The organism is Cryobacterium sp. TMN-39-2 (assembly GCF_004402745.1).
Classification (GTDB): Bacteria; Actinomycetota; Actinomycetes; order Actinomycetales; family Microbacteriaceae; genus Cryobacterium; species Cryobacterium zongtaii.
Genome location: NZ_SOFX01000045.1, coordinates 123,507 through 141,095, shown reverse-complemented (window position 1 = coordinate 141,095; position 17,589 = coordinate 123,507). Strand labels below are relative to the sequence as shown.

Sequence of the window (17,589 nt, the reverse complement as noted above, 5' to 3'; positions counted from 1 at the left end):
CGCGAGCACTAACGCTTGCCGCGAGGCGGGGCGTAGACCTACGGAGGTAACGTGCGGTCGGATGGTTCGCGCTGCTGTCCTGGCGCACTTGTCTTTTCCACGGGCGCGCACCCAACCGCGCGCAGCAACCCGCGCCGTGATCAGCAACCCGCGCCGCGACCACGAACCCGTGCCGCGACCACGAACCCGTGCCGCGACCACGAACCCGTGCCGCGACCACGAACCCGTGCCGCGACCACGAACCCGCGCCGCGAAGCCTCAACCAGCCAGCGCGGATTCGCCAGCCTGAACCCGGCGCTCTTGCCGGGCTCCCACCCCGGCTCGGTAACCTTCGTTGGTGGATACTCCCGAACCGTCCGTGCCTGAGCAGACCACGCGCACACCCCTGCGCCTGATCGTCGCCGCGGCCGTGGCCCTCGTGCTGCTCGGCGGGGGCGCCGTGTGGGCGGGCACGGCCAGCGGCAACGCCAAGCCGGTCGCCGTGGCCGCACCCGACGCATCCGCCGCGCCCGCGCCCACGCCCACGCCCAGCCCCACCCCCGCCCCGACCAGGCCCGCCCCGACCCTCGCCACCGTCACCGCCCCGCTGCGCACCTGCTCGGTGGCCGGCCTTGCCGAGGACGAGCGGCTGGGCGAGTTCCAGGCCCAGGTGGTCAACGCCGAGACCGGCGAGATCCTCTTCGACCGGGGCGGCAGCACCGCATCCCGTGCGGCCAGCGTGCTCAAGGTGCTCACCTCCGCTGCCGCGCTGAGCGTGCTCGGCCCGGACTACCGCGCCACCACCACCGTGGTCGCCGGCAGCGAACCCGGCCAGGTGGTGCTCGTCGGCGGCGGCGACCTCACCCTCTCGAGCACCCCCAGCGGCGACGAGTCCTTCTACGCCGGCGCCGCGCACCTCGACGATCTCGCCGAACAGACCCGGGCGGCGATGGGCGGCACCGCGATCACCTCCGTGCTGCTGGACTCCAGCTACTTCGGCGACCCGGCCTGGGAGCCCAGCTGGGACCGCAAGGAACAGACCCAGGGGTATATGCCCGAGATCACGGCCCTGCAGGTGGACGGCGACCGGGACAACCCGTACAACAGCACCTCCGCCCGCAGCGACGAACCGGTGGCGCGGGCCGGCGCCGCGTTCGCCGACGAGCTCGGCGGCGACCCCGCACTCAGCGTCGGCACCGCCCCGGCCGGGGCCAGCCAGCTCGCCGCCGTGCAGTCCCAACCGGTGTCCAGCCTGATCCAGCAGTCCCTGATCGTCTCCGACAACGCGCTCGCCGAGATGCTCGCCCGCCTGGTGGCCGTGGAGAGCGGCACCGGCAACACCTTCGGCGCCATCCAGCCCGCCGTGCTCGCGGGACTGGCCGAGTACGGCATCGACACCACCGGCATCCGCATCAGTGACGGCTCCGGGCTCAGTGACAACAACGCTGTGCCACCCGGCTACCTCACCAAGCTGTTGCAGAAGATCAACGCCCGCGAGGGCAGCCTCGGCGTGATCTTCGACGGTCTGCCCGTCGTCGGCGGCAGCTCAGGCTCGCTCTCCTACAGCGACCGGTTCAGCGGCGACAACGCGGATGCCGATGGCGCCGTGTTCGCCAAGACCGGCTGGATCGACACCGGCTACACCCTCGCCGGCATCATCAACGCCGGCGACGGCAGCACCCTCACCTTCGCCGTATACGCGCTGGGTGATGTGGGTGATAATGCGAAGCAGGCGATCGATACCATCACGACAGGGTTTTTCCGCTGCGGAAACAACCTCTCGAATACCTAACTGACCTTCAACCGACAGGAGTGCATCCGTGACCCGCGCACTGATCATCATCGACGTTCAGAACGACTTCACCGAGGGCGGCGCCCTCGCGGTTGACGGCGGGGCCGCCGTGGCCGGGGCGATCAGCGCCCTGCTGGCGGCGCATCCGAACACCTACGGGCACATCTTCGCCTCCCGCGACTGGCACGACGCCGAGGGCGGCAACAACGGCCACTTCGCGGTGGATGCCGAACCCGACTTCGTGGACACCTGGCCGGCGCACTGTGTCGCCGACACCACCGGCGCGGAGTACCACGCGGCGCTGACGCTGCCGGAGTCGACCGTGCACATCCTCAAGGGGCAGGGTCAGCCGGGCTATTCGATCTTCGAGGGCGTCGACGGGTCGGGCGAGAAGTTCGGCGAGCTGCTCATCGCCGCCGGCGTGACACATGTGGACCTGGTCGGCCTGGCCACCGACTTCTGCGTGCGCGCCTCGGGACTCGATGCCCTCGAGCACGGCCAGCAGGTGCGGGTGTTCACCGACCTCATCGCCGGAGTGGCGCCGGAGTCCAGCGAACAGGCCCTGGCCGAACTCGCGCACGCCGGTGCGGTGCTGGCCACCTCGGAGGTCGTCGAGCAGGCCTGACACGCGCGACCGCATCCGCATCCGCCGGCGCCGTGCCGGACCGTGCCCCTTCCCGAGCGTCGAAGGGGCACTTTGCTGCAACTGGATGCGAGGCCCACTGCTTGAGAAATTTTCTCGGCAGGGTGCATCCGAATGAGGGGGTCCTCCGGAAGTAACGGGTAACGGGAAACCGACAGGTTCCCGCTCTCGTTCCACTGACTGGAGGAAACCATGCGCAAGACCATCACCGTCGGCATCGCAGCCGGCGCCCTTGTCGCCCTGGCGGGGATCGCCCCGGCGAACGCCGCAACCGACGTCGCCCAGCTCTCCGTGCTGCACGGGGTACCCGGCCTCACCGTCGACGTGTACGTGAACGACGCCCTCACCCTGGATAACTTCGAACCCGGCGACATCGCCGGCCCGCTCGAGCTGCCCGCGGGCACCTACACCGTGGCGATCACGGCATCGGATGCCGCGGACGCGAGTTCGCCGGCCATCGGTCCGGTCGACCTGCCGTTGGAGGCGGGCAAGAACTACACCGCCGCCGCGCACCTCGACGCGGCCGGGGCGCCCACCGCGACCCTGTTCACCAACGACATCAGCACCGTCGGCGCCGGCGAAGGCCGACTCACGGTGCGTCACGTCGCCGCGGCCCCCGCCGTGGACGTGCTCGCCGGCGGCACCGCGGTGATCACCAACCTGAGCAACCCCGATGAGTCCATGCTGACCCTGCCGGCCGGCACGGTGTCGGCCTCCGTGGCCGCGACCGGAACCACCGACCCGGTGATCGGCCCGGCCGACGTGAACGTGGCCGAGGGCACCAACACCATCGTGTACGCCTGGGGCAGCCTGACCGACAGCAACCTGGCCCTCGCGGTGCAGACCATCGACGGGCTGCACTCCAACCCCGACGGCGTCCCCGCCGGCAGCGCGGGCCTGGTGGCAACTAACCAGCCCGGGAACAGCTCCGGCCTGTGGTTCGGCGGAGCGGCCATCGCCCTGGTGCTGATGATCAGCGCGGCGGCGGTCTACGGCACCCGGCGCGCCGAGGCGCGGCAGTAACGGGCCGTTGACAAGGAAGGTGCGGGTCATGGTGGCGAGCCTGTTCGGGTGGCCCACTGTGACCCGCGCCGTGGTCGGTCCGGTCCTGGCCGGTGGGCTGATGGTGGGCCTGCTCAGCGGATGCGCTGCCCCGGCCTCCGGGACCGGCGGCACTGATCCTGCCGCCGGTGGATTTGCCGTAACGGGCGATGGGGCGGGACGCCCGGCGACCGGTGGGTTCACCGGTCTGGGCGGTCCCGCCTCCGCCGGGCTCCCGGGAGGACTGCCCTGGGCCGGCCGCACCGGGCAGGAACCGTCAGTCTCGGCTCCGGCCCGGGTGCCGTCGCCGGCTCCGATTCCGATTCCGCCGCCGGCGGTACCGGATGTGCCGCGCCGGTCCGCGGACCTGGCCGGGCTGGCCGGCCCGGTCAGCGCCCCGGTACGGGTGCGGGTGCCCGCGTTGGGCATCGACATGCCGATCGAGGCCGTTGGCCTGGCCGATGACGCGGCCATGGCCCTGCCGGCGAACCCCGCCGTCGCCGCCTGGTACCGGTACGGCGCCGGCCCCGCCAGCCCGGCCGGCGCCACCGTCGTCGCCGCGCACGTGGATTCCCTCGTCTACGACATCGGCCCGTTCGCCCTGCTGGCCGACGCCCCGGCGGGCACCGAGATCGTGCTGGAGACCGCCGACGGCGGCGCGCACCGGTACACGGTGGCATCCGTCGACAGCGTGGAAAAGCCGGCGGTACCGTGGGCGAGCGTGTTCGACAGGTCCGGTCAGCCGCGGCTCACCCTGGTGACCTGCGGCGGCGAGTTCGACTACGACGCCCGACGGTACCTGTCCAACGTGATCGTGACGGCGGTGCCGGCGCCATGAACGTGAGTCGGACCCTGCCGCCCGAACGGGGTGTGCGTACAGAGGCCGGGGGTGGTTATGCTGGTCGCACTCGCGGGCCGGTTCGATCGGGTCGTGAGTGCTGAGATGGACACCCGCACCACACGGTACCGATCCCGGAGGCAGCACGTTGACGTGAGCACCCCCTTTGCGAACAGCACCGACGATGATCGTGACCAGGCCCACCTGATCGCGGGGTTTCGCGCGGGCGACGAACACGCCCTCGCCGAGGCCTACGCGCGCTGGTCGTCGCTGGTGTACACCCTGGCGGTGCGCTCGCTCGGCGACACCGGTGAGGCCGAAGACGTGACGCAGAAGGTGTTCATCGCCGCGTGGCGCGGCCGGCACGGGTTCGACGAGGGCCGGGCGGCGTTGCCCGCCTGGATCGTGGGCATCGCCCGGCATACCATCGCCGACGCGCACGACGCCCGTGCCCGGCGGCGGCGCCTCGAACAGTCCCTTGTTGACGAGGCCGACCTGTACACGGTGGATGAGTCCGCCGACGTGGCCGAGCGGCTGCTGATCGGCGAGGAGCTCAACCGCCTCGAACCGGTGCCGCAACGCGTGATGCGACTCGCGTTCTACGAGGACCTCACCCACGTGCAGATCGCCGATAGCCTCGGATTGCCGCTCGGCACCGTAAAAAGTCATATCCGCCGCAGCCTTACCCGCTTGCGCACTCGATTGGAGGCGAACGATGACGCATCTTGACCGCGACACGCTCGCCCTCGTCGCGCTCGCCGAGCTCGACCTCACTCCCGCCGAACGCGAGCACCTGGCCGCCTGCCCGGGCTGCGTCGGCGAGCTGGATGCGCTGCGCCGCACCGTGTTGATCGGCCGAAGCGCCGGAAGCGTCGAGCTGGTCGAACCCGCGGATGCCGTCTGGGGCCGCATCCACTCGGCCCTCGGCTTCTCCGACGCGGTGGCTGCGCCGCCGCGGCTGGCGGAGGTCGACCTCGCGGCGGCCGGTCTGGCCGGCGACGACCTGGCCGGCGGCGACCTGACAAAGCACACGACCCCTGGTGTCGGACCTGCCGCGGGCGCCGCGAGCGGAACAGAGCGCCCCGGCGCCGGACCGGCAGGAGAGCCGGCGCCCGTTGTTCAGCTGGACCAGCACCGGCGCCGTCGCGTCTGGCTGCCCGTGGCCGCGGCGGCCTGCGCGGTCGGCATCGTCGGCGGCATCGTGGGCGGGGTCTGGTGGCAGTCGACCCGCGAACCGGCCGCGGAGACCGTACTCGCCCAGGCACAACTGGACGCGCTGCCCGGCTGGACGGCCAGCGGTAGTGCCTCGGTGGAGGAGTCCGCTGACGGGCGCCGCGAGGTCGTGGTGGACCTGGCCGACGACGCCGGCAACGAGGGGCTGCGCGAGGTGTGGCTGCTCACCGCCGACGCCACCGGGCTGGTCAGTGTGGGGCTGCTCGACGGCGCGACCGGCCGGTTCAGCCTCCCGGCGGACCTCGACCTGGCCGAGTTCCCGGTGGTGGACGTCTCGGCCGAACCCGCCGACGGCAACCCGGCCCACTCGGGCGACTCGATAGTGCGCGGCACCCTGACCGGCCTGTAGCCCGCGCCGCGACTGATGTCGCGCCACCCGGGCGGGGGATTGTGACCCGCACGCCGGGGGATCAGGATGGCGATATGGCGTCCCATCCCGCATCCGTTCGACCCGCCGTGCCCGGCGCCGACCTGTCCCGACCACGTCGCCTGTGGTGGCTGGCGCTGCTGGTCGTGGGCTGGTTCAACCTGTTGTCGGCGCTGGGCGGCGGGCTCGGCCTGATCGTGGGCAACGGGATGGGGATGCCGATGAGCTGGCTCGTCGGCACCCCGTTCGACTCCTACGTGATCCCCGGGTTCGTCCTGCTGGTGGTCATCGGCGGCACGCAGGCGCTCGCCGTGCTGGGGCAGCACGGGCGGCAGCCCTGGTACACCGGCGCGGCCGGGGTCGCCGGCTTCGGCATGATCATCTGGATCTACGTGGAGGTCGCACTGCTGCCGGTGTATTCATTCCTGCACACGCTCTATTTCGTGTCGGGTACGTTGCAGCTGATCGCCCTCCTGCTGTGCCTAGGCATCCTGCCCGCCGACCGTCGCGTCGCCGCCGGGCCCCTGGGGTGACGCGCCCGCCGCCGTGATCAGACGGCGGCTGTTCCGTTCCGCCACACCGAACGGATGGAGAGCGTGTCGGCGATGTTCGTCGTCGGGTCCCCGTCGACGAGCAACAGGTCGGCCCGCAGACCCTCGGCAATCCGGCCGCGGTCGCTGAGCCCGAAGCGTCGGGCGGGGGTCGATGTCGCCGCGGTGAGGGCTTGGGCGGGGGTCAGCCCGGCCTGCACGAGGAGCTGGAGTTCGTGGTGCACGCTGGCTCCGTGGGCGAGTCCGCCCAGGAACGGCACGGCAACGGATGCGTCGGTTCCCACGATCAGGTCGACACCGGCCTCGTGCAGGGCCTTCACCGACGCGAGCACGTCACCGAGCCGGCCCTGCGGGTAGCGGTCGAAGCTGGCCTGGATGGTGGTGAGCCATTCGGGGCTCAGTTTCGAGTGCACCCGGGGGTCCGCAGCGAATTCTGCCCCGCTGATGCCCATCATGGATGCGTTCAGGACCACACAGGCGACCACGAAAGCACCCGATTCGGCGATGGCATCGATGATCTCCGGGGTATGCGGGCGGTCCATGAACAGGTGCGCCAGCCCGTCAATGCCGGCGTCGATGGCCATCCGGGTGGCGTCGACGGTGAGCGCATGCGCAACGGTGAGCGCGCCCAGGCGATGTGCTTCCGCGACACCGGCGTCGAGGGTGGCCTGATCCAGCATGGGCAATCCGGGGTGGCCCTCGACGCTGCCGTCGTCGACCATGAACTTGATGTAGTCCGACCCGCCGGCCAGCAGTTGGGGGATGAACGCGACGGCCTCGGCCGGCGTCGTGGAGAACGGCATCACGAAGGCCGGGGCTCCGTCGGCCGGCTCCGGGTCGTCGTCGTCGGTGGGGCGGTCGCCCTTGGGGAAGAGCTCGCTGGGGTGGCCACCGGGGGGAGTGATCCCGAAGCCGGCCGAGCGCACATCCGCCAGCGTGTCGTCGGCGGAGATGTGCGCGCGATTGAACCTGGTCGACGTGCCCTGCATCTCCAGCTCGGTGGTCACGCCGAAGGCCAGGGCGAGCCTGAGCGAGTCCGGCGAGGTGTGCACGTGAGCGTCGATCAGGCCGGGGAGCAGGGTCGCGCCCGTCGCATCGACGATCCGTGCCCCGGCCGGGACGGGCCCGCCGACGCCGACGATTGTGGAGCCGTCGATGATGACGGTCTGATTCTCGGTGGTGTTCTCACCGTCGAAAACACGTGCATGGATGATGGCGGTGACGGACACGAGGTCTCCTTTGATGTTCTGCGGCAGCTGAAATGGATGCGCACTCACAAGTATGTGCATATCAGCATGGATATGCAAACACGCATGTAAGGCTAGACTCGGGGTGTGGATCCGAACAAAACCCCAGACGCTCTCCTCGATGACGTCGGTGCCGCGTTCTCGCGCCTGCGCCGCCGCACGAATCAAGCGCTGACCGACCACGGTATGACCAAGCGCGACCTCACCCGCAACCTCATCATCAACGTGGTCGACGAAGCAGACGGGGAGATGACTGTCGGTGCCGTCGCTGACCAGCTGAACGTGGATCCGTCGGTCGCGAGCCGCATGGTCACCGACTGCATTGATTCCGGCTACCTCCAGCGCGCCGCATCCGCTGCCGACGGGCGCCGGACCGTGCTGAGACTGGCGCCGGCAGGTGTCGAGCTCCGCGATCGTTTCAGCCGCCTGCAACGCGAGACCTTCGAACAGATCACCTCGGCCTGGACCGACGCCGATCGTCTCGAGTTCGCGCGGCTCCTGACCCGGTACGCCGACGACAGCGGTCGGCACGCCTGACAATCGCCGCCGATTCGGGGTCCGGCCGGGGCACCCGAGTAGATTGAGGTCGACGACTTCACAGGAGGCATTTGTGGCGCACGTAACCGAAGCAGAACTACTCCAGCACGTCCCCAACGAGCTGTTCATCAACGGGCAGTGGGTGCCCGCCGCCGACGGGAACACCCTTTCCGTGCACGATCCGTCCACGGGCAAGGTGATCAAGACCATCGCCGACGCCGGCGTCGCCGACGGTCTGGCCGCCCTCGACGCCGCCGTCGAAGCCCAGGAGGCCTGGGCCGCCACCCCGCCGCGGGTGCGCGGCGAGGTGCTGCGCCGCAGCTTCGAACTGCTGCAGGAACGCAAGCACGAGTTCGCGCTGCTGATGACCTTGGAGATGGGCAAGCCCCTCGCCGAGGCCTACGGAGAGGTCGGCTACGGCGGCGAGTTCCTGCGCTGGTTCAGCGAGGAAGCCGTGCGCATCACCGGCCGCTACGGCACCAACCCCGAGGGCACCGGGCGCATGATCGTGTCGCAGCACCCGGTCGGACCGAGTTTCCTGATCACCCCGTGGAACTTCCCGCTGGCCATGGCGACCCGCAAGATCGCGCCAGCGCTCGCGGCCGGCTGCACCGTCGTGATCAAGCCCGCCGAGCTCACCCCGCTCACCACGCTGTACCTGGTCAAGCTGTTCGAGGAGGTGGGCCTGCCCGCCGGCGTGGTGAACGTGCTCACCACCTCTACGTCGGCGGCCGTGTCCGCGCCCATCATCGCCGACCCCAGGTTGCGGAAGCTCAGCTTCACCGGCTCCACCGGCGTCGGCCAGAAGCTCATCCAGCAATCCGCGCAGAACGTGCTGCGCACCTCGATGGAGCTCGGCGGAAACGCCCCGTTCCTGGTCTTCGAGGACGCCGACATGGACCGCGCCGTCGAGGGCGCCCTGGCCGCGAAGTTCCGCAACGTGGGCCAGGCCTGCACCGCCGCCAACCGGTTCATCGTGCAGGCATCCGTCGCCGAGGAGTTCGCCCGCCGGGTCACCGAGGCCGTCACCGACTTCACCGTGGGCCGCGGCACCGAGACCGGCGTCAAGATCGGCCCGCTGATCAACGCGGATGCCGTGGACAAGGCCGACACCCTCGTGCAGGACGCCCTCGGCCGCGGCGCGACCCTACTCACCGGCGGTCGCGCCCTGGACCGGGCCGGCACCTTCTACGAGCCCACCGTGATCAGCGGGGTGAAGCCGGGCAGCGCCATCCTGCGCGAAGAGATCTTCGGGCCGGTGCTCTCGATCGTGCCCTTCGACGACGAAGACGATGCCGTGCGCATCGCCAACGACACCGAATTCGGGCTGGTCAGCTACGTGTACACCCAGGATCTCGCCCGCGGGCAGCGCATGATCGAACGGTTGCAGACAGGCATGATGGGGCTGAACATGGGCGTGGTCTCCAACGCGGCCGCCCCGTTCGGCGGGGTCAAGCAGTCCGGCCTCGGCCGGGAGGGCGGTTCAGAGGGCATCCACGAGTACCTCTCCACCAAATACACCCTTACCCCCGACCCCTTCGCCGACTACGACTAGACAAGATCTCGCGAAAGCGGTCACACGGTCACCTCAGCGGGCTGACGCAACCAGGTGACCGCTTTCGCGCACGGTTTTGGGCGGGGTGGGCGTCGGTAGGCTTTTGGGGTGCCGATAATCGAGATTCATGAGCTGAGCGACCCACGGTTGGCCGACTACACCCAGTCCACGGATGTGGCGCTCAAGAAGGCGCGCGGCACCGAGCACGGCCTGTACATCGCCGAGTCCGCGCTGGTGCTCGAGCGGGCGCTGCGGGCGGGGCACCGGCCGCGGTCGGTGCTCACCCTGGCGAACACCCTCGACGAGGCCCGGGCTCTCGTCGGCGACGACGTGCCGGTGTTCGTGGGCGCGGGGGAGCTGCTCACGGAGCTCACCGGTTACGTGCTGCACCGTGGCCTGATCGCCGCGATGCACCGGCCCGCGCTGCCGGACCCGGCGGCGCTGCTGTCGGATGCCCGGCGCATCCTGATTCTGGAGAACGTCACCGACCCCACCAACGTCGGCGCCATCTTCCGCTCCGCCGGCGCGATCGGCGCCGACGCGATCCTGGTCACCCCGCGCTGCTCCGATCCGTTCTACCGTCGGGCCATCCGGGTGTCGATGGGCACCGTGCTGCAGGTGCCGTGGACCCGGGTGGGTGACTGGCCCAGCACCCGGCGGCTGCTCACCGAGCACGGCTTCCACGTCGCCGCCCTGGCGCTCACCCCGGATGCGGTGAGCCTGCGCGACTTCCACGGCGACCAGCACGCCCGGCTGGCGTTGCTGCTCGGCGCGGAGGGGGAGGGGCTCACCGACGAGGCGCTCGCCGCGGCGGACGCCGTGGTGCAGATCCCGATGAAACACGGCATCGACTCCCTTAACGTGGCGGCGGCCAGCGCCGTCGCGATGTGGGCACTTTCCAGCTGACTCTCGCCGACCTCTGAGCCTCACGTCATCTGTTGTTTACACAGGGGCGCTCTCTGCAACGTGTTCGAAACAGAGCTTTGCCGAGGGTGTAACACAGCCCTGTCAGGGTATGTCTTACCCGACGCGAGCCGCTGCGTCCGTGCAGAGAGGTTTTTCCAATGGATCAAGGCAATACAGCTTTCTTGCTGATTTCCGCAGCGTTCGTCCTGCTCATGACCCCAGGACTCGCGTTCTTCTACGGGGGGCTGGTCAAGGCCAAGAGCGTCATCAGCATGATGATGATGAGCTTCGGCGCCCTCGGGCTGATCGGCGTGCTCTGGGTCATCTACGGCTACGCGATCGCGTTCCCGGCATCCGAAGGCACCGTCGCGCCGTGGGCGATCGACTGGTCCAACATCGGCCTGACCGCCGCGCTGGAAACCCCCGAGGGCGCGATGTACCCGCCGCTGGCCTTCGTCGCGTTCCAGGCCACCTTCGCCATCATCACGGTCGCGCTGATCTCCGGCGCCATCGCCGACCGCGCCAAGTTCGGCTCCTGGATGATCTTCGCCGCGATCTGGGCGACGGTCGTCTACTTCCCGGTCGCCAGCTGGGTCTTCAACTTCGGCCTGGCCGAGGACGGCAGCTTCTCCTACGGCGGCTGGATCACCCACGGCCTGCAGTCGGTCTTCGGCCTCGGCGCGATCGACTTCGCCGGTGGTACCGCGGTGCACATCAACGCCGGTGCCGCAGCCCTCGCCCTCGCCCTGGTGCTCGGCAAGCGGGTCGGCTTCCAGAAGGGCGTGCACGTTCCGCACAACCCGCCCTTCGTGCTCCTCGGCGCCGGTCTGCTCTGGTTCGGGTGGTTCGGTTTCAACGCCGGTTCCGAGCTGGCCGCCGACGGAACCGCGGCCCTCGCGTTCGTCAACACCATCGCTGCACCCTCTGCCGCCCTGCTCGCCTGGCTCGTGGTCGAAAAGATCCGCGACGGCAAGCCCACGTCGGTCGGTGCCGCATCCGGCGCCGTCGCCGGACTCGTCGCAATCACCCCGGCCTGTGCCTCGCTGCAGCCGATCTGGGCCATTGTGCTCGGTGTCCTCGCCGGTGCGGTTTGCGCCATCGCTGTGGACCTCAAGTTCAAGCTGGGCTTCGATGACTCGCTCGACGTCGTGGGCATCCACCTCGTCGGCGGCCTGATCGGCACGCTCTACCTCGGCTTCTTCGCCAACGGCACCGGCCTGTTCCTGGGCGGCGACGGCACCCAGCTGCTCGTCCAGGCCATCGCGGCCTTCTCCGTTCTCGCCTACTCGTTCGTCCTCGCCTTCGGCATCGCCTTCGCGATCGAGAAGACGATCGGCTTCCGCGTGAAGAACGAAGACGAGATCGCCGGCATCGACTCCGTGATGCACGGTGAAGAGGGCTACGTCCTCGTCGACAGCAAGGCCTGAGTAGCCGGTCCTTCGTAACACCGAGATGTGCTGGATGGTTGAAATGCGAACCATCCAGCACATCTTTGTGTCGGCACCCGGCGGGCCGCCCCGGCCCGACCGCGACGACCGATGAGCATCCCGGCAGAAGAGGATGACGGCGTGGAGGCGGACCAGTCTCCGCCCCGCGTCATCCGGTTCGCCGACCTGCCCCGCCAGCCCCTGGACCAGGGGAGGGGCAGCGCCCGCGAGATCTGGGCCGATGTTGACCACGACCTGACGCTGCGCTGGCAGCTCCGCGTGGTCGAGATTAAAGACTCCACCGGCCTGCTGGTCGGACCCGTTGGCACCCACCACTATGTGGTCGGCCTCGCCGGCCCGCAGGTTGCGGTGCGCAATAGCGAATCGAACCGGGTCCTGCGCCGCGCGCACGTCATGCCGGTGCGCTCCGCCACGGTGTGTTTCGAACGGCCCAAACTCAGGCCGCCAGGGGCGAGTTCCCTCGTCGTCCTGACCTTCGCCGGCGCCGCCGAACCGCCGGAGTTCAGCATCCGCACGCTAACGCCCCAGGCCGAACTGCCTGCCGGGGCACAGCTGCTGCTCGCGTTGCGCGGCACCGTGCGGGTGAACGGGGCCGAGGCCGCGCCCGGGTCGGCGCTGCTGCTGGATGCGACCCGGAGCCATCGTCCGCAGGGCGCGTCTGCGCACGTGCTCACCGTGCATCGGCCGGGATCTCACCAGGACCCATAGGCTGGAGCCATGAGCAATGATGCTGTCATCGTCGATGTTGTCCGCACCCCGTCCGGCCGGGGTAAGCCCGGCGGTGCGCTCTCCGGGGTGCACCCGGCCGACCTGCTCGCCGGGGTGCTGAAGGACCTGGTCAACCGCAATAACCTCGACCCGGCCCTGGTCGATGACGTGATCGGCGGATGCCTCACCCAGGTGGGTGAGCAGAGCACCAACATCACCCGCACCGCGCTGCTCAGCGCCGGGTTTCCCGAATCGGTGCCCGGCACCACCATCGACCGGCAGTGCGGCTCCAGCCAGCAGGCCGCCACCTTCGCCGCGCAGGGTGTGCTCGCCGGCAGCTATGACATCGTCATTGCCTGCGGGGTCGAATCGATGAGCCGCATCCCGCTGGGTTCCGCGGGCGGACCCACCCCGGCCGGCGGCTCCGACGCGGCCGGCCGTTCCGAAGGCTGGGGCTCGCCCGCATCCGCGATCATCAGCCAGGACCCGCACGGCCGCCTGATGCACGCCCGCTACCCGCAGGGCCTGGTGGGCCAGGGCGTCTCCGCCGAGCTGATCAGCGCCAAATGGGGTCTCACCCGCACCGAACTCGATGCGTACGCCGCCCGCTCACACCGGCTCGCTGCCGAGGCCGCCGCGCGTGGTGACTTCGATGCGACGCTGCTGCCGGTCACCCTGCCCGACGGCCGCCAGGTCGTCGGCGACGAGACCATCCGGCGGCGCAGTACCGTCGAGACCCTCGCCGAGCTGCCGCTGGCATTCCGCACCGACGAGCTCGCCGCCCGGTTCCCCGAGGTGGACTGGCAGATCACCGCCGGCAACTCCTCGCCCCTCACCGACGGCGCCTCCGCCGCCCTGATCATGAGCGCCAGCCGCGCCGCCGCGCTGGGCCTCACCCCCCGGGCCCGGTTCCACAGCTTCGCGGTCACCGGCAGTGACCCGCTGCTGATGCTCACCGGCGTGATCCCCGCCACCCGGCGCATCCTGGCCCGCACCGGCCTCGGCATCGACGACCTCGACGCCTACGAGGTCAACGAGGCCTTCGCCTGCGTGCCGCTGGTCTGGCAGCGCGAACTGCGCGCCGACCTCGAGAAGCTCAACGCCAGCGGCGGCGCGATCGCCCTCGGTCACGCTTTGGGGTCCTCGGGCACCCGGCTGCTGGGCACCCTGCTCGGCACCCTCGAGTCCGGCGGCGGTCGCTACGGCCTGCAGACCATGTGCGAGGGCGGCGGCATGGCCAACGCCACCATCATCGAACGACTCTGATGCGCATAAACGGATGCTCCGCACTCGTCACCGGCGCCGCCTCCGGCCTCGGACTGGCCACCGCGCGGGCCCTGCACGAGGCCGGCGCGCACGTTGTGCTGTTCGACCTCGCGAGTTCGGCGGGCTCAGAGCGGGCGGCCGAGCTGACTGCGGCGCCAGGTTCTGCACCGCGGTCACCGATATTCCTGCCGGGGGATGTCACCGTGGAGACCGATGTGCAGGCCGCGGTCGAGGCCGCCGGCGCCGTGGCCCCACTGCGGATCGTGGTCAACTGTGCAGGCATCGCGCCCGCGGCGCGCACCGTCGGCCGGCAGGGCCCGATGGCCTTGGCCGACTTCGAACGGGTGCTGCGGGTGAACCTCCTCGGCACCTTCAACGTGGTGCGCCTGGCTGCCGCGGCCATGCAGGCCACCGAGCCGGTGGACGCTGTGGGAGCAACCGCGGCGGGTGGCACCCCGGAGCGGGGCGTCATCGTGAATACGGCATCCGTCGCCGCGTTCGACGGCCAGATCGGTCAGGCGGCCTATGCCGCATCGAAGGGCGGGGTCGCGGCGATGACCTTGCCGTTGGCTCGGGAGTTCGCGCGCTCGCTCATCCGGGTCGTGACCATCGCGCCCGGACTGTTCGACACCCCGTTGCTGCAGGGCCTGCCCGCCGAAGCCCGGGCGTCGCTCGGCGCACAGGTACCGCATCCGGCCCGGCTCGGCGACCCCGCCGAGTACGCCGCCCTGGTGCGCCACATCGTGGAGAACCCGATGCTCAACGGCGAGACCATCCGCCTGGACGGCGGCATCCGGATGGCGCCGCAGTAGCCGCACCGGTTCTCGTGGCACGCCGTTGTCCCGGCGGCACGTCGTGTGTGCGGTGGCACGTGGTATTCCCGGTGGCAGGTGTTCTCCCACCTGCCGCGACCCCCAACACGTGCCGCGGGATCGACCACGTGCCGCGACCCCGAACACGTGCCGCGAGCAGCACCGCCGCGACCACTACACTCGTCAGAAAAACCCCCTCAGGGAAGGTGCCGGCGTTGACCTCATTCGAGACCGAGCTGCGCCGGGTCGTACAACCGCGCGCCCGAGTCATCATCGACAACGACTTCTCCGGCGATCCCGACGGCCTGGTGCAGCTGGCCCACCACGTCCTGTCGCCCTCCGTGGAGATCCGCGCGATCATCGGGTCGCACCTCAGGCCCGGCGACCCGTTCGACCCGTCCGAGCAGACCGCCGACAACGCCGCAGAGGCCGCCCACACCGTGCTCGAGCTGCTCGGCCGCGCCGGCACGATCCCCGTGCTGGCCGGGTCCAACCTGGGTATGACCGACCCGCTCTCGCCGGTTCGCTCCGCGGCGACGGATGCGATCATCGCCGAGGCCATGCGCACCGACACCGGCCTGCCGCTGTTCGTGGCCTGCGGGGCCGGGCTCACCGAGATCGCCAGCGCGTACCTGTTCGAGCCGCGCATCGCGACCCGGCTCACCCTGGTCTGGATCGGCGGGCCAGAGCACGACGGCCTGGCCGTGGCGCCGCCCGGAACGCACGGCCCGGAATACAACCTGGCCATCGACATCTCCGCCGCCCGGGTGATCTTCGACTCGTTCATGCCGATCTGGCAGGTGCCCCGGGATGCGTACCGGCAGGCGCTGTTCTCCTGGGCCGAACTGCTCACGGATGTGCGACCGCACGGCGCCATCGGAGCGCACCTCTACGACGCCCTCGCGGGGGTTGCCGCGATAGTCGGCGCCGACGGCCCGCCGCTCGGCGAAACGTACATCCTGGGCGACAGCCCGCTCGTGCTGCTGACTGCGCTGCAGTCCTCGTTCGCGGCGGACCCCTCGTCGAGTGCGTACGTCACCCGCACGGTGCCGCGCATCCGCGCCGACGGGTCGTACGACTTCATCCCGCGGCAGGGTCCCCGGCCGATGCGGGTGTACACCCGGCTCGACCTGCGGCTGTTGTTCTCCGACCTCACTGCCAAGCTCGCCGCGCATGCCGCCGGCTGACGGACCCGCGCCGCCGCCAACTGTTCCGGTGCGGAAACAGTTGCCCGCAAAGCTGGGTCGATTTCGTTCCGTCTTTTCGGTAGCCACGGGCTGGGCGGCGCGGGTTAAAGTATCGGAATGACACAGCAAAAAGCCAGCACTGACCCGCGTGAAGGCGCAACCCAGCCGGCACTCAAGCGCAACATCTCCGGCAAGATGTTGTACCTGTTCATCCTGGGCGATGTGCTGGGGGCGGGCATCTACGCGCTGGTGGGCCAGATCTCCGGCGAGGTCGGCGGCGTCACCTGGGTGCCGATGCTCGTCGCCCTGGGCCTCGCCCTGCTCACCGCGGCGTCTTATGCCGAGCTCGTCACGAAGTACCCCAAGGCGGGAGGCTCCGCGGTGTTCGCGGAACGGGCCTACAAGAAGCCGCTCATCGCGTTCCTCGTCGGCTTCTGCATGCTCGCGGCCGGCGTGGTCAGCGCCGCCGGACTCGCTCTCGCGTTCGCGGGAGACTACCTCGGCACATTCATCGACATTCCGCCGGTGCTCGGCGCGGTGCTCTTCCTCGCCGCCGCCGGGTTGCTCAACGCCAGGGGCATCAAGGAATCGGTGCGGGCGAACCTGGTGATGACAGTCATCGAGACCACCGGCCTGGTGCTCGTCGTTGTCGCGGTCGCCGTGATGTTCTCCGGCGGCGGGGGAGATCTCAGCCGGGCGGTCACCTTCGAATCCACCGCGAACCCGGTGATTGCGGTCTTCGGTGCCGCGCTCCTGGCGTACTACTCCTTTGTGGGGTTTGAGACCAGCGCCAACGTGATCGAAGAGGTCAAGAACCCGTCCCGGGTGTACCCGAAGGCATTGTTCGGCGCGTTGGCGACGGCCGGCATCCTGTACCTGCTGGTGGGCACGGCGGCATCGGTGGCCGTGCCGGCCGCCGACCTGAAAGAATCCACCGGTCCGCTGCTCACCGTCATCCAGGCAACGGGCGTGGGCATCCCGGCCTGGCTGTTCAGCCTGATCGCGTTGGTGGCGGTTGCGAATGGTGCGCTGCTCACCATGATCATGTCCAGCCGACTGGCCTACGGGATGGGTGCGCAGGGCCTACTGCCGTCGGTGTTCGCCAAGGTGCTGCCGGGCCGGGGCACACCGTGGGTGGCGATCGTGATCACCACGGCCCTCGCGATGGTGCTCACCGCCACCGGGAGTATCGCGACGTTGGCAGAGACCGTGGTGTTGCTGTTGCTGCTGGTGTTCCTCAGCACGAACATCGCCGTTCTTGTCCTCCGCCGGGAGAAGGTCGAACACGAGCACTTCCGGGCCTGGAGCGTGCTGCCAATTCTGGGCGCGCTTTCCTGCCTCGTTCTGCTCACGCAGCAGAGCGGTGAAGTCTGGCTGCGCAGCGGCATCATCGTCGCGGTCGGCTGCCTGCTCTACGCCGCAACGAAGCTCGCCCGCCGCGCCCGGTCCTGACCCCACGCGTCGCGAGCGTGTCGGGTT

At 69.9% G+C, this 17,589-nt stretch carries 17 protein-coding genes; 16 read left to right on the top strand and 1 reads right to left on the bottom strand.

All coding sequences use genetic code 11. From position 1 onward, the window contains the following. Positions 1-337: 337 nt before the first annotated feature. The 7 genes from E3O57_RS17455 (at position 338) to E3O57_RS17425 (ending at position 6,426) form a co-directional block, all read left to right on the top strand. Positions 338-1,771, top strand: a complete 1,434-nt coding sequence (locus E3O57_RS17455; RefSeq protein ID WP_279327049.1) for a D-alanyl-D-alanine carboxypeptidase/D-alanyl-D-alanine-endopeptidase — start codon at positions 338-340, stop codon at positions 1,769-1,771. A gap of 28 nt (positions 1,772-1,799) precedes the next feature. After that, the gene (locus tag E3O57_RS17450; RefSeq protein WP_103430386.1) at positions 1,800-2,396 is read left to right on the top strand and encodes an isochorismatase family protein; all 597 of its coding nucleotides are present in this window, start codon (positions 1,800-1,802) and stop codon (positions 2,394-2,396) included. A 210-nt stretch (positions 2,397-2,606) separates the two neighbouring features. Further along, entirely contained in the window at positions 2,607-3,437 is an 831-nt protein-coding gene (locus E3O57_RS17445) for a DUF4397 domain-containing protein (RefSeq protein WP_103459295.1), read from the top strand. 28 nt (positions 3,438-3,465) lie between these two features. After that, positions 3,466-4,293: a class F sortase gene (locus E3O57_RS17440; RefSeq protein WP_103478823.1), complete on the top strand. Its 828-nt coding sequence runs from the start codon at positions 3,466-3,468 to the stop codon at positions 4,291-4,293. A gap of 153 nt (positions 4,294-4,446) precedes the next feature. Beyond that, complete coding sequence (locus tag E3O57_RS17435) at positions 4,447-5,022, top strand: RNA polymerase sigma factor (RefSeq protein ID WP_240632366.1); 576 nt, start codon at positions 4,447-4,449, stop codon at positions 5,020-5,022. Next, positions 5,009-5,875: an anti-sigma factor domain-containing protein gene (locus E3O57_RS17430; protein ID WP_103478824.1), complete on the top strand. Its 867-nt coding sequence runs from the start codon at positions 5,009-5,011 to the stop codon at positions 5,873-5,875. Before E3O57_RS17435 ends, E3O57_RS17430 begins: the two co-directional genes overlap by 14 nt. A gap of 74 nt (positions 5,876-5,949) precedes the next feature. Further along, on the top strand, positions 5,950-6,426 hold the full coding sequence (locus E3O57_RS17425) for a hypothetical protein (protein ID WP_103478825.1): 477 nt from the start codon (positions 5,950-5,952) through the stop codon (positions 6,424-6,426). 17 nt (positions 6,427-6,443) lie between these two features. Here E3O57_RS17425 and E3O57_RS17420 read toward each other — a convergent pair whose 3' ends face one another. Further along, the gene (locus E3O57_RS17420) at positions 6,444-7,673 is read right to left on the bottom strand and encodes an amidohydrolase family protein (protein ID WP_103478826.1); all 1,230 of its coding nucleotides are present in this window, start codon (positions 7,671-7,673) and stop codon (positions 6,444-6,446) included. A gap of 105 nt (positions 7,674-7,778) precedes the next feature. Between E3O57_RS17420 and E3O57_RS17415 the strand changes: the two genes are divergently transcribed. The 9 genes from E3O57_RS17415 to E3O57_RS17375 all read left to right on the top strand — a co-directional run bounded on the left by E3O57_RS17415 (position 7,779) and on the right by E3O57_RS17375 (position 17,562). Beyond that, entirely contained in the window at positions 7,779-8,228 is a 450-nt protein-coding gene (locus E3O57_RS17415) for a MarR family winged helix-turn-helix transcriptional regulator (RefSeq protein WP_198414929.1), read from the top strand. Between the two features lie 73 nt (positions 8,229-8,301). Further along, positions 8,302-9,783 (top strand): NAD-dependent succinate-semialdehyde dehydrogenase, encoded by a 1,482-nt coding sequence (locus E3O57_RS17410; RefSeq protein WP_103478827.1) that lies wholly within the window; start codon positions 8,302-8,304, stop codon positions 9,781-9,783. Positions 9,784-9,891: 108 nt separating this feature from the next. Then, the gene (locus E3O57_RS17405; RefSeq protein WP_103459301.1) at positions 9,892-10,689 is read left to right on the top strand and encodes an RNA methyltransferase; all 798 of its coding nucleotides are present in this window, start codon (positions 9,892-9,894) and stop codon (positions 10,687-10,689) included. A gap of 158 nt (positions 10,690-10,847) precedes the next feature. Beyond that, positions 10,848-12,116: an ammonium transporter gene (locus tag E3O57_RS17400; protein WP_088455208.1), complete on the top strand. Its 1,269-nt coding sequence runs from the start codon at positions 10,848-10,850 to the stop codon at positions 12,114-12,116. A 111-nt stretch (positions 12,117-12,227) separates the two neighbouring features. Then, positions 12,228-12,845: a hypothetical protein gene (locus E3O57_RS17395; RefSeq protein WP_133159722.1), complete on the top strand. Its 618-nt coding sequence runs from the start codon at positions 12,228-12,230 to the stop codon at positions 12,843-12,845. Between the two features lie 9 nt (positions 12,846-12,854). Then, positions 12,855-14,111, top strand: coding sequence for a thiolase family protein (locus tag E3O57_RS17390; RefSeq protein ID WP_103478828.1), 1,257 nt, complete (start codon positions 12,855-12,857; stop codon positions 14,109-14,111). Further along, the gene (locus tag E3O57_RS17385; protein ID WP_103478829.1) at positions 14,111-14,923 is read left to right on the top strand and encodes an SDR family NAD(P)-dependent oxidoreductase; all 813 of its coding nucleotides are present in this window, start codon (positions 14,111-14,113) and stop codon (positions 14,921-14,923) included. The genes E3O57_RS17390 and E3O57_RS17385 overlap by 1 nt, the downstream gene beginning before the upstream one ends. Positions 14,924-15,138: 215 nt before the next feature. Continuing rightward, positions 15,139-16,110, top strand: coding sequence for a nucleoside hydrolase (locus tag E3O57_RS17380; RefSeq protein WP_198416859.1), 972 nt, complete (start codon positions 15,139-15,141; stop codon positions 16,108-16,110). A gap of 117 nt (positions 16,111-16,227) precedes the next feature. Continuing rightward, positions 16,228-17,562 (top strand): APC family permease, encoded by a 1,335-nt coding sequence (locus E3O57_RS17375; protein WP_103478831.1) that lies wholly within the window; start codon positions 16,228-16,230, stop codon positions 17,560-17,562. Positions 17,563-17,589: the final 27 nt, after the last annotated feature.

Excerpts from the sequence above, each read along its gene's own strand:
- E3O57_RS17430 (WP_103478824.1), top strand. The coding sequence starts at position 5,009 with ATGACGCATCTTGACCGCGACACGCTCGCCCTCGTCGCGCTCGCCGAG.
- E3O57_RS17445 (WP_103459295.1), top strand. The coding sequence starts at position 2,607 with ATGCGCAAGACCATCACCGTCGGCATCGCAGCCGGCGCCCTTGTCGCC.
- E3O57_RS17425 (WP_103478825.1), top strand. The coding sequence starts at position 5,950 with ATGGCGTCCCATCCCGCATCCGTTCGACCCGCCGTGCCCGGCGCCGAC.
- E3O57_RS17400 (WP_088455208.1), top strand. The coding sequence starts at position 10,848 with ATGGATCAAGGCAATACAGCTTTCTTGCTGATTTCCGCAGCGTTCGTC.
- E3O57_RS17390 (WP_103478828.1), top strand. The coding sequence starts at position 12,855 with ATGAGCAATGATGCTGTCATCGTCGATGTTGTCCGCACCCCGTCCGGC.
- E3O57_RS17375 (WP_103478831.1), top strand. The coding sequence starts at position 16,228 with ATGACACAGCAAAAAGCCAGCACTGACCCGCGTGAAGGCGCAACCCAG.
- E3O57_RS17440 (WP_103478823.1), top strand. The coding sequence starts at position 3,466 with ATGGTGGCGAGCCTGTTCGGGTGGCCCACTGTGACCCGCGCCGTGGTC.
- E3O57_RS17385 (WP_103478829.1), top strand. The coding sequence starts at position 14,111 with ATGCGCATAAACGGATGCTCCGCACTCGTCACCGGCGCCGCCTCCGGC.
- E3O57_RS17395 (WP_133159722.1), top strand. The coding sequence starts at position 12,228 with ATGAGCATCCCGGCAGAAGAGGATGACGGCGTGGAGGCGGACCAGTCT.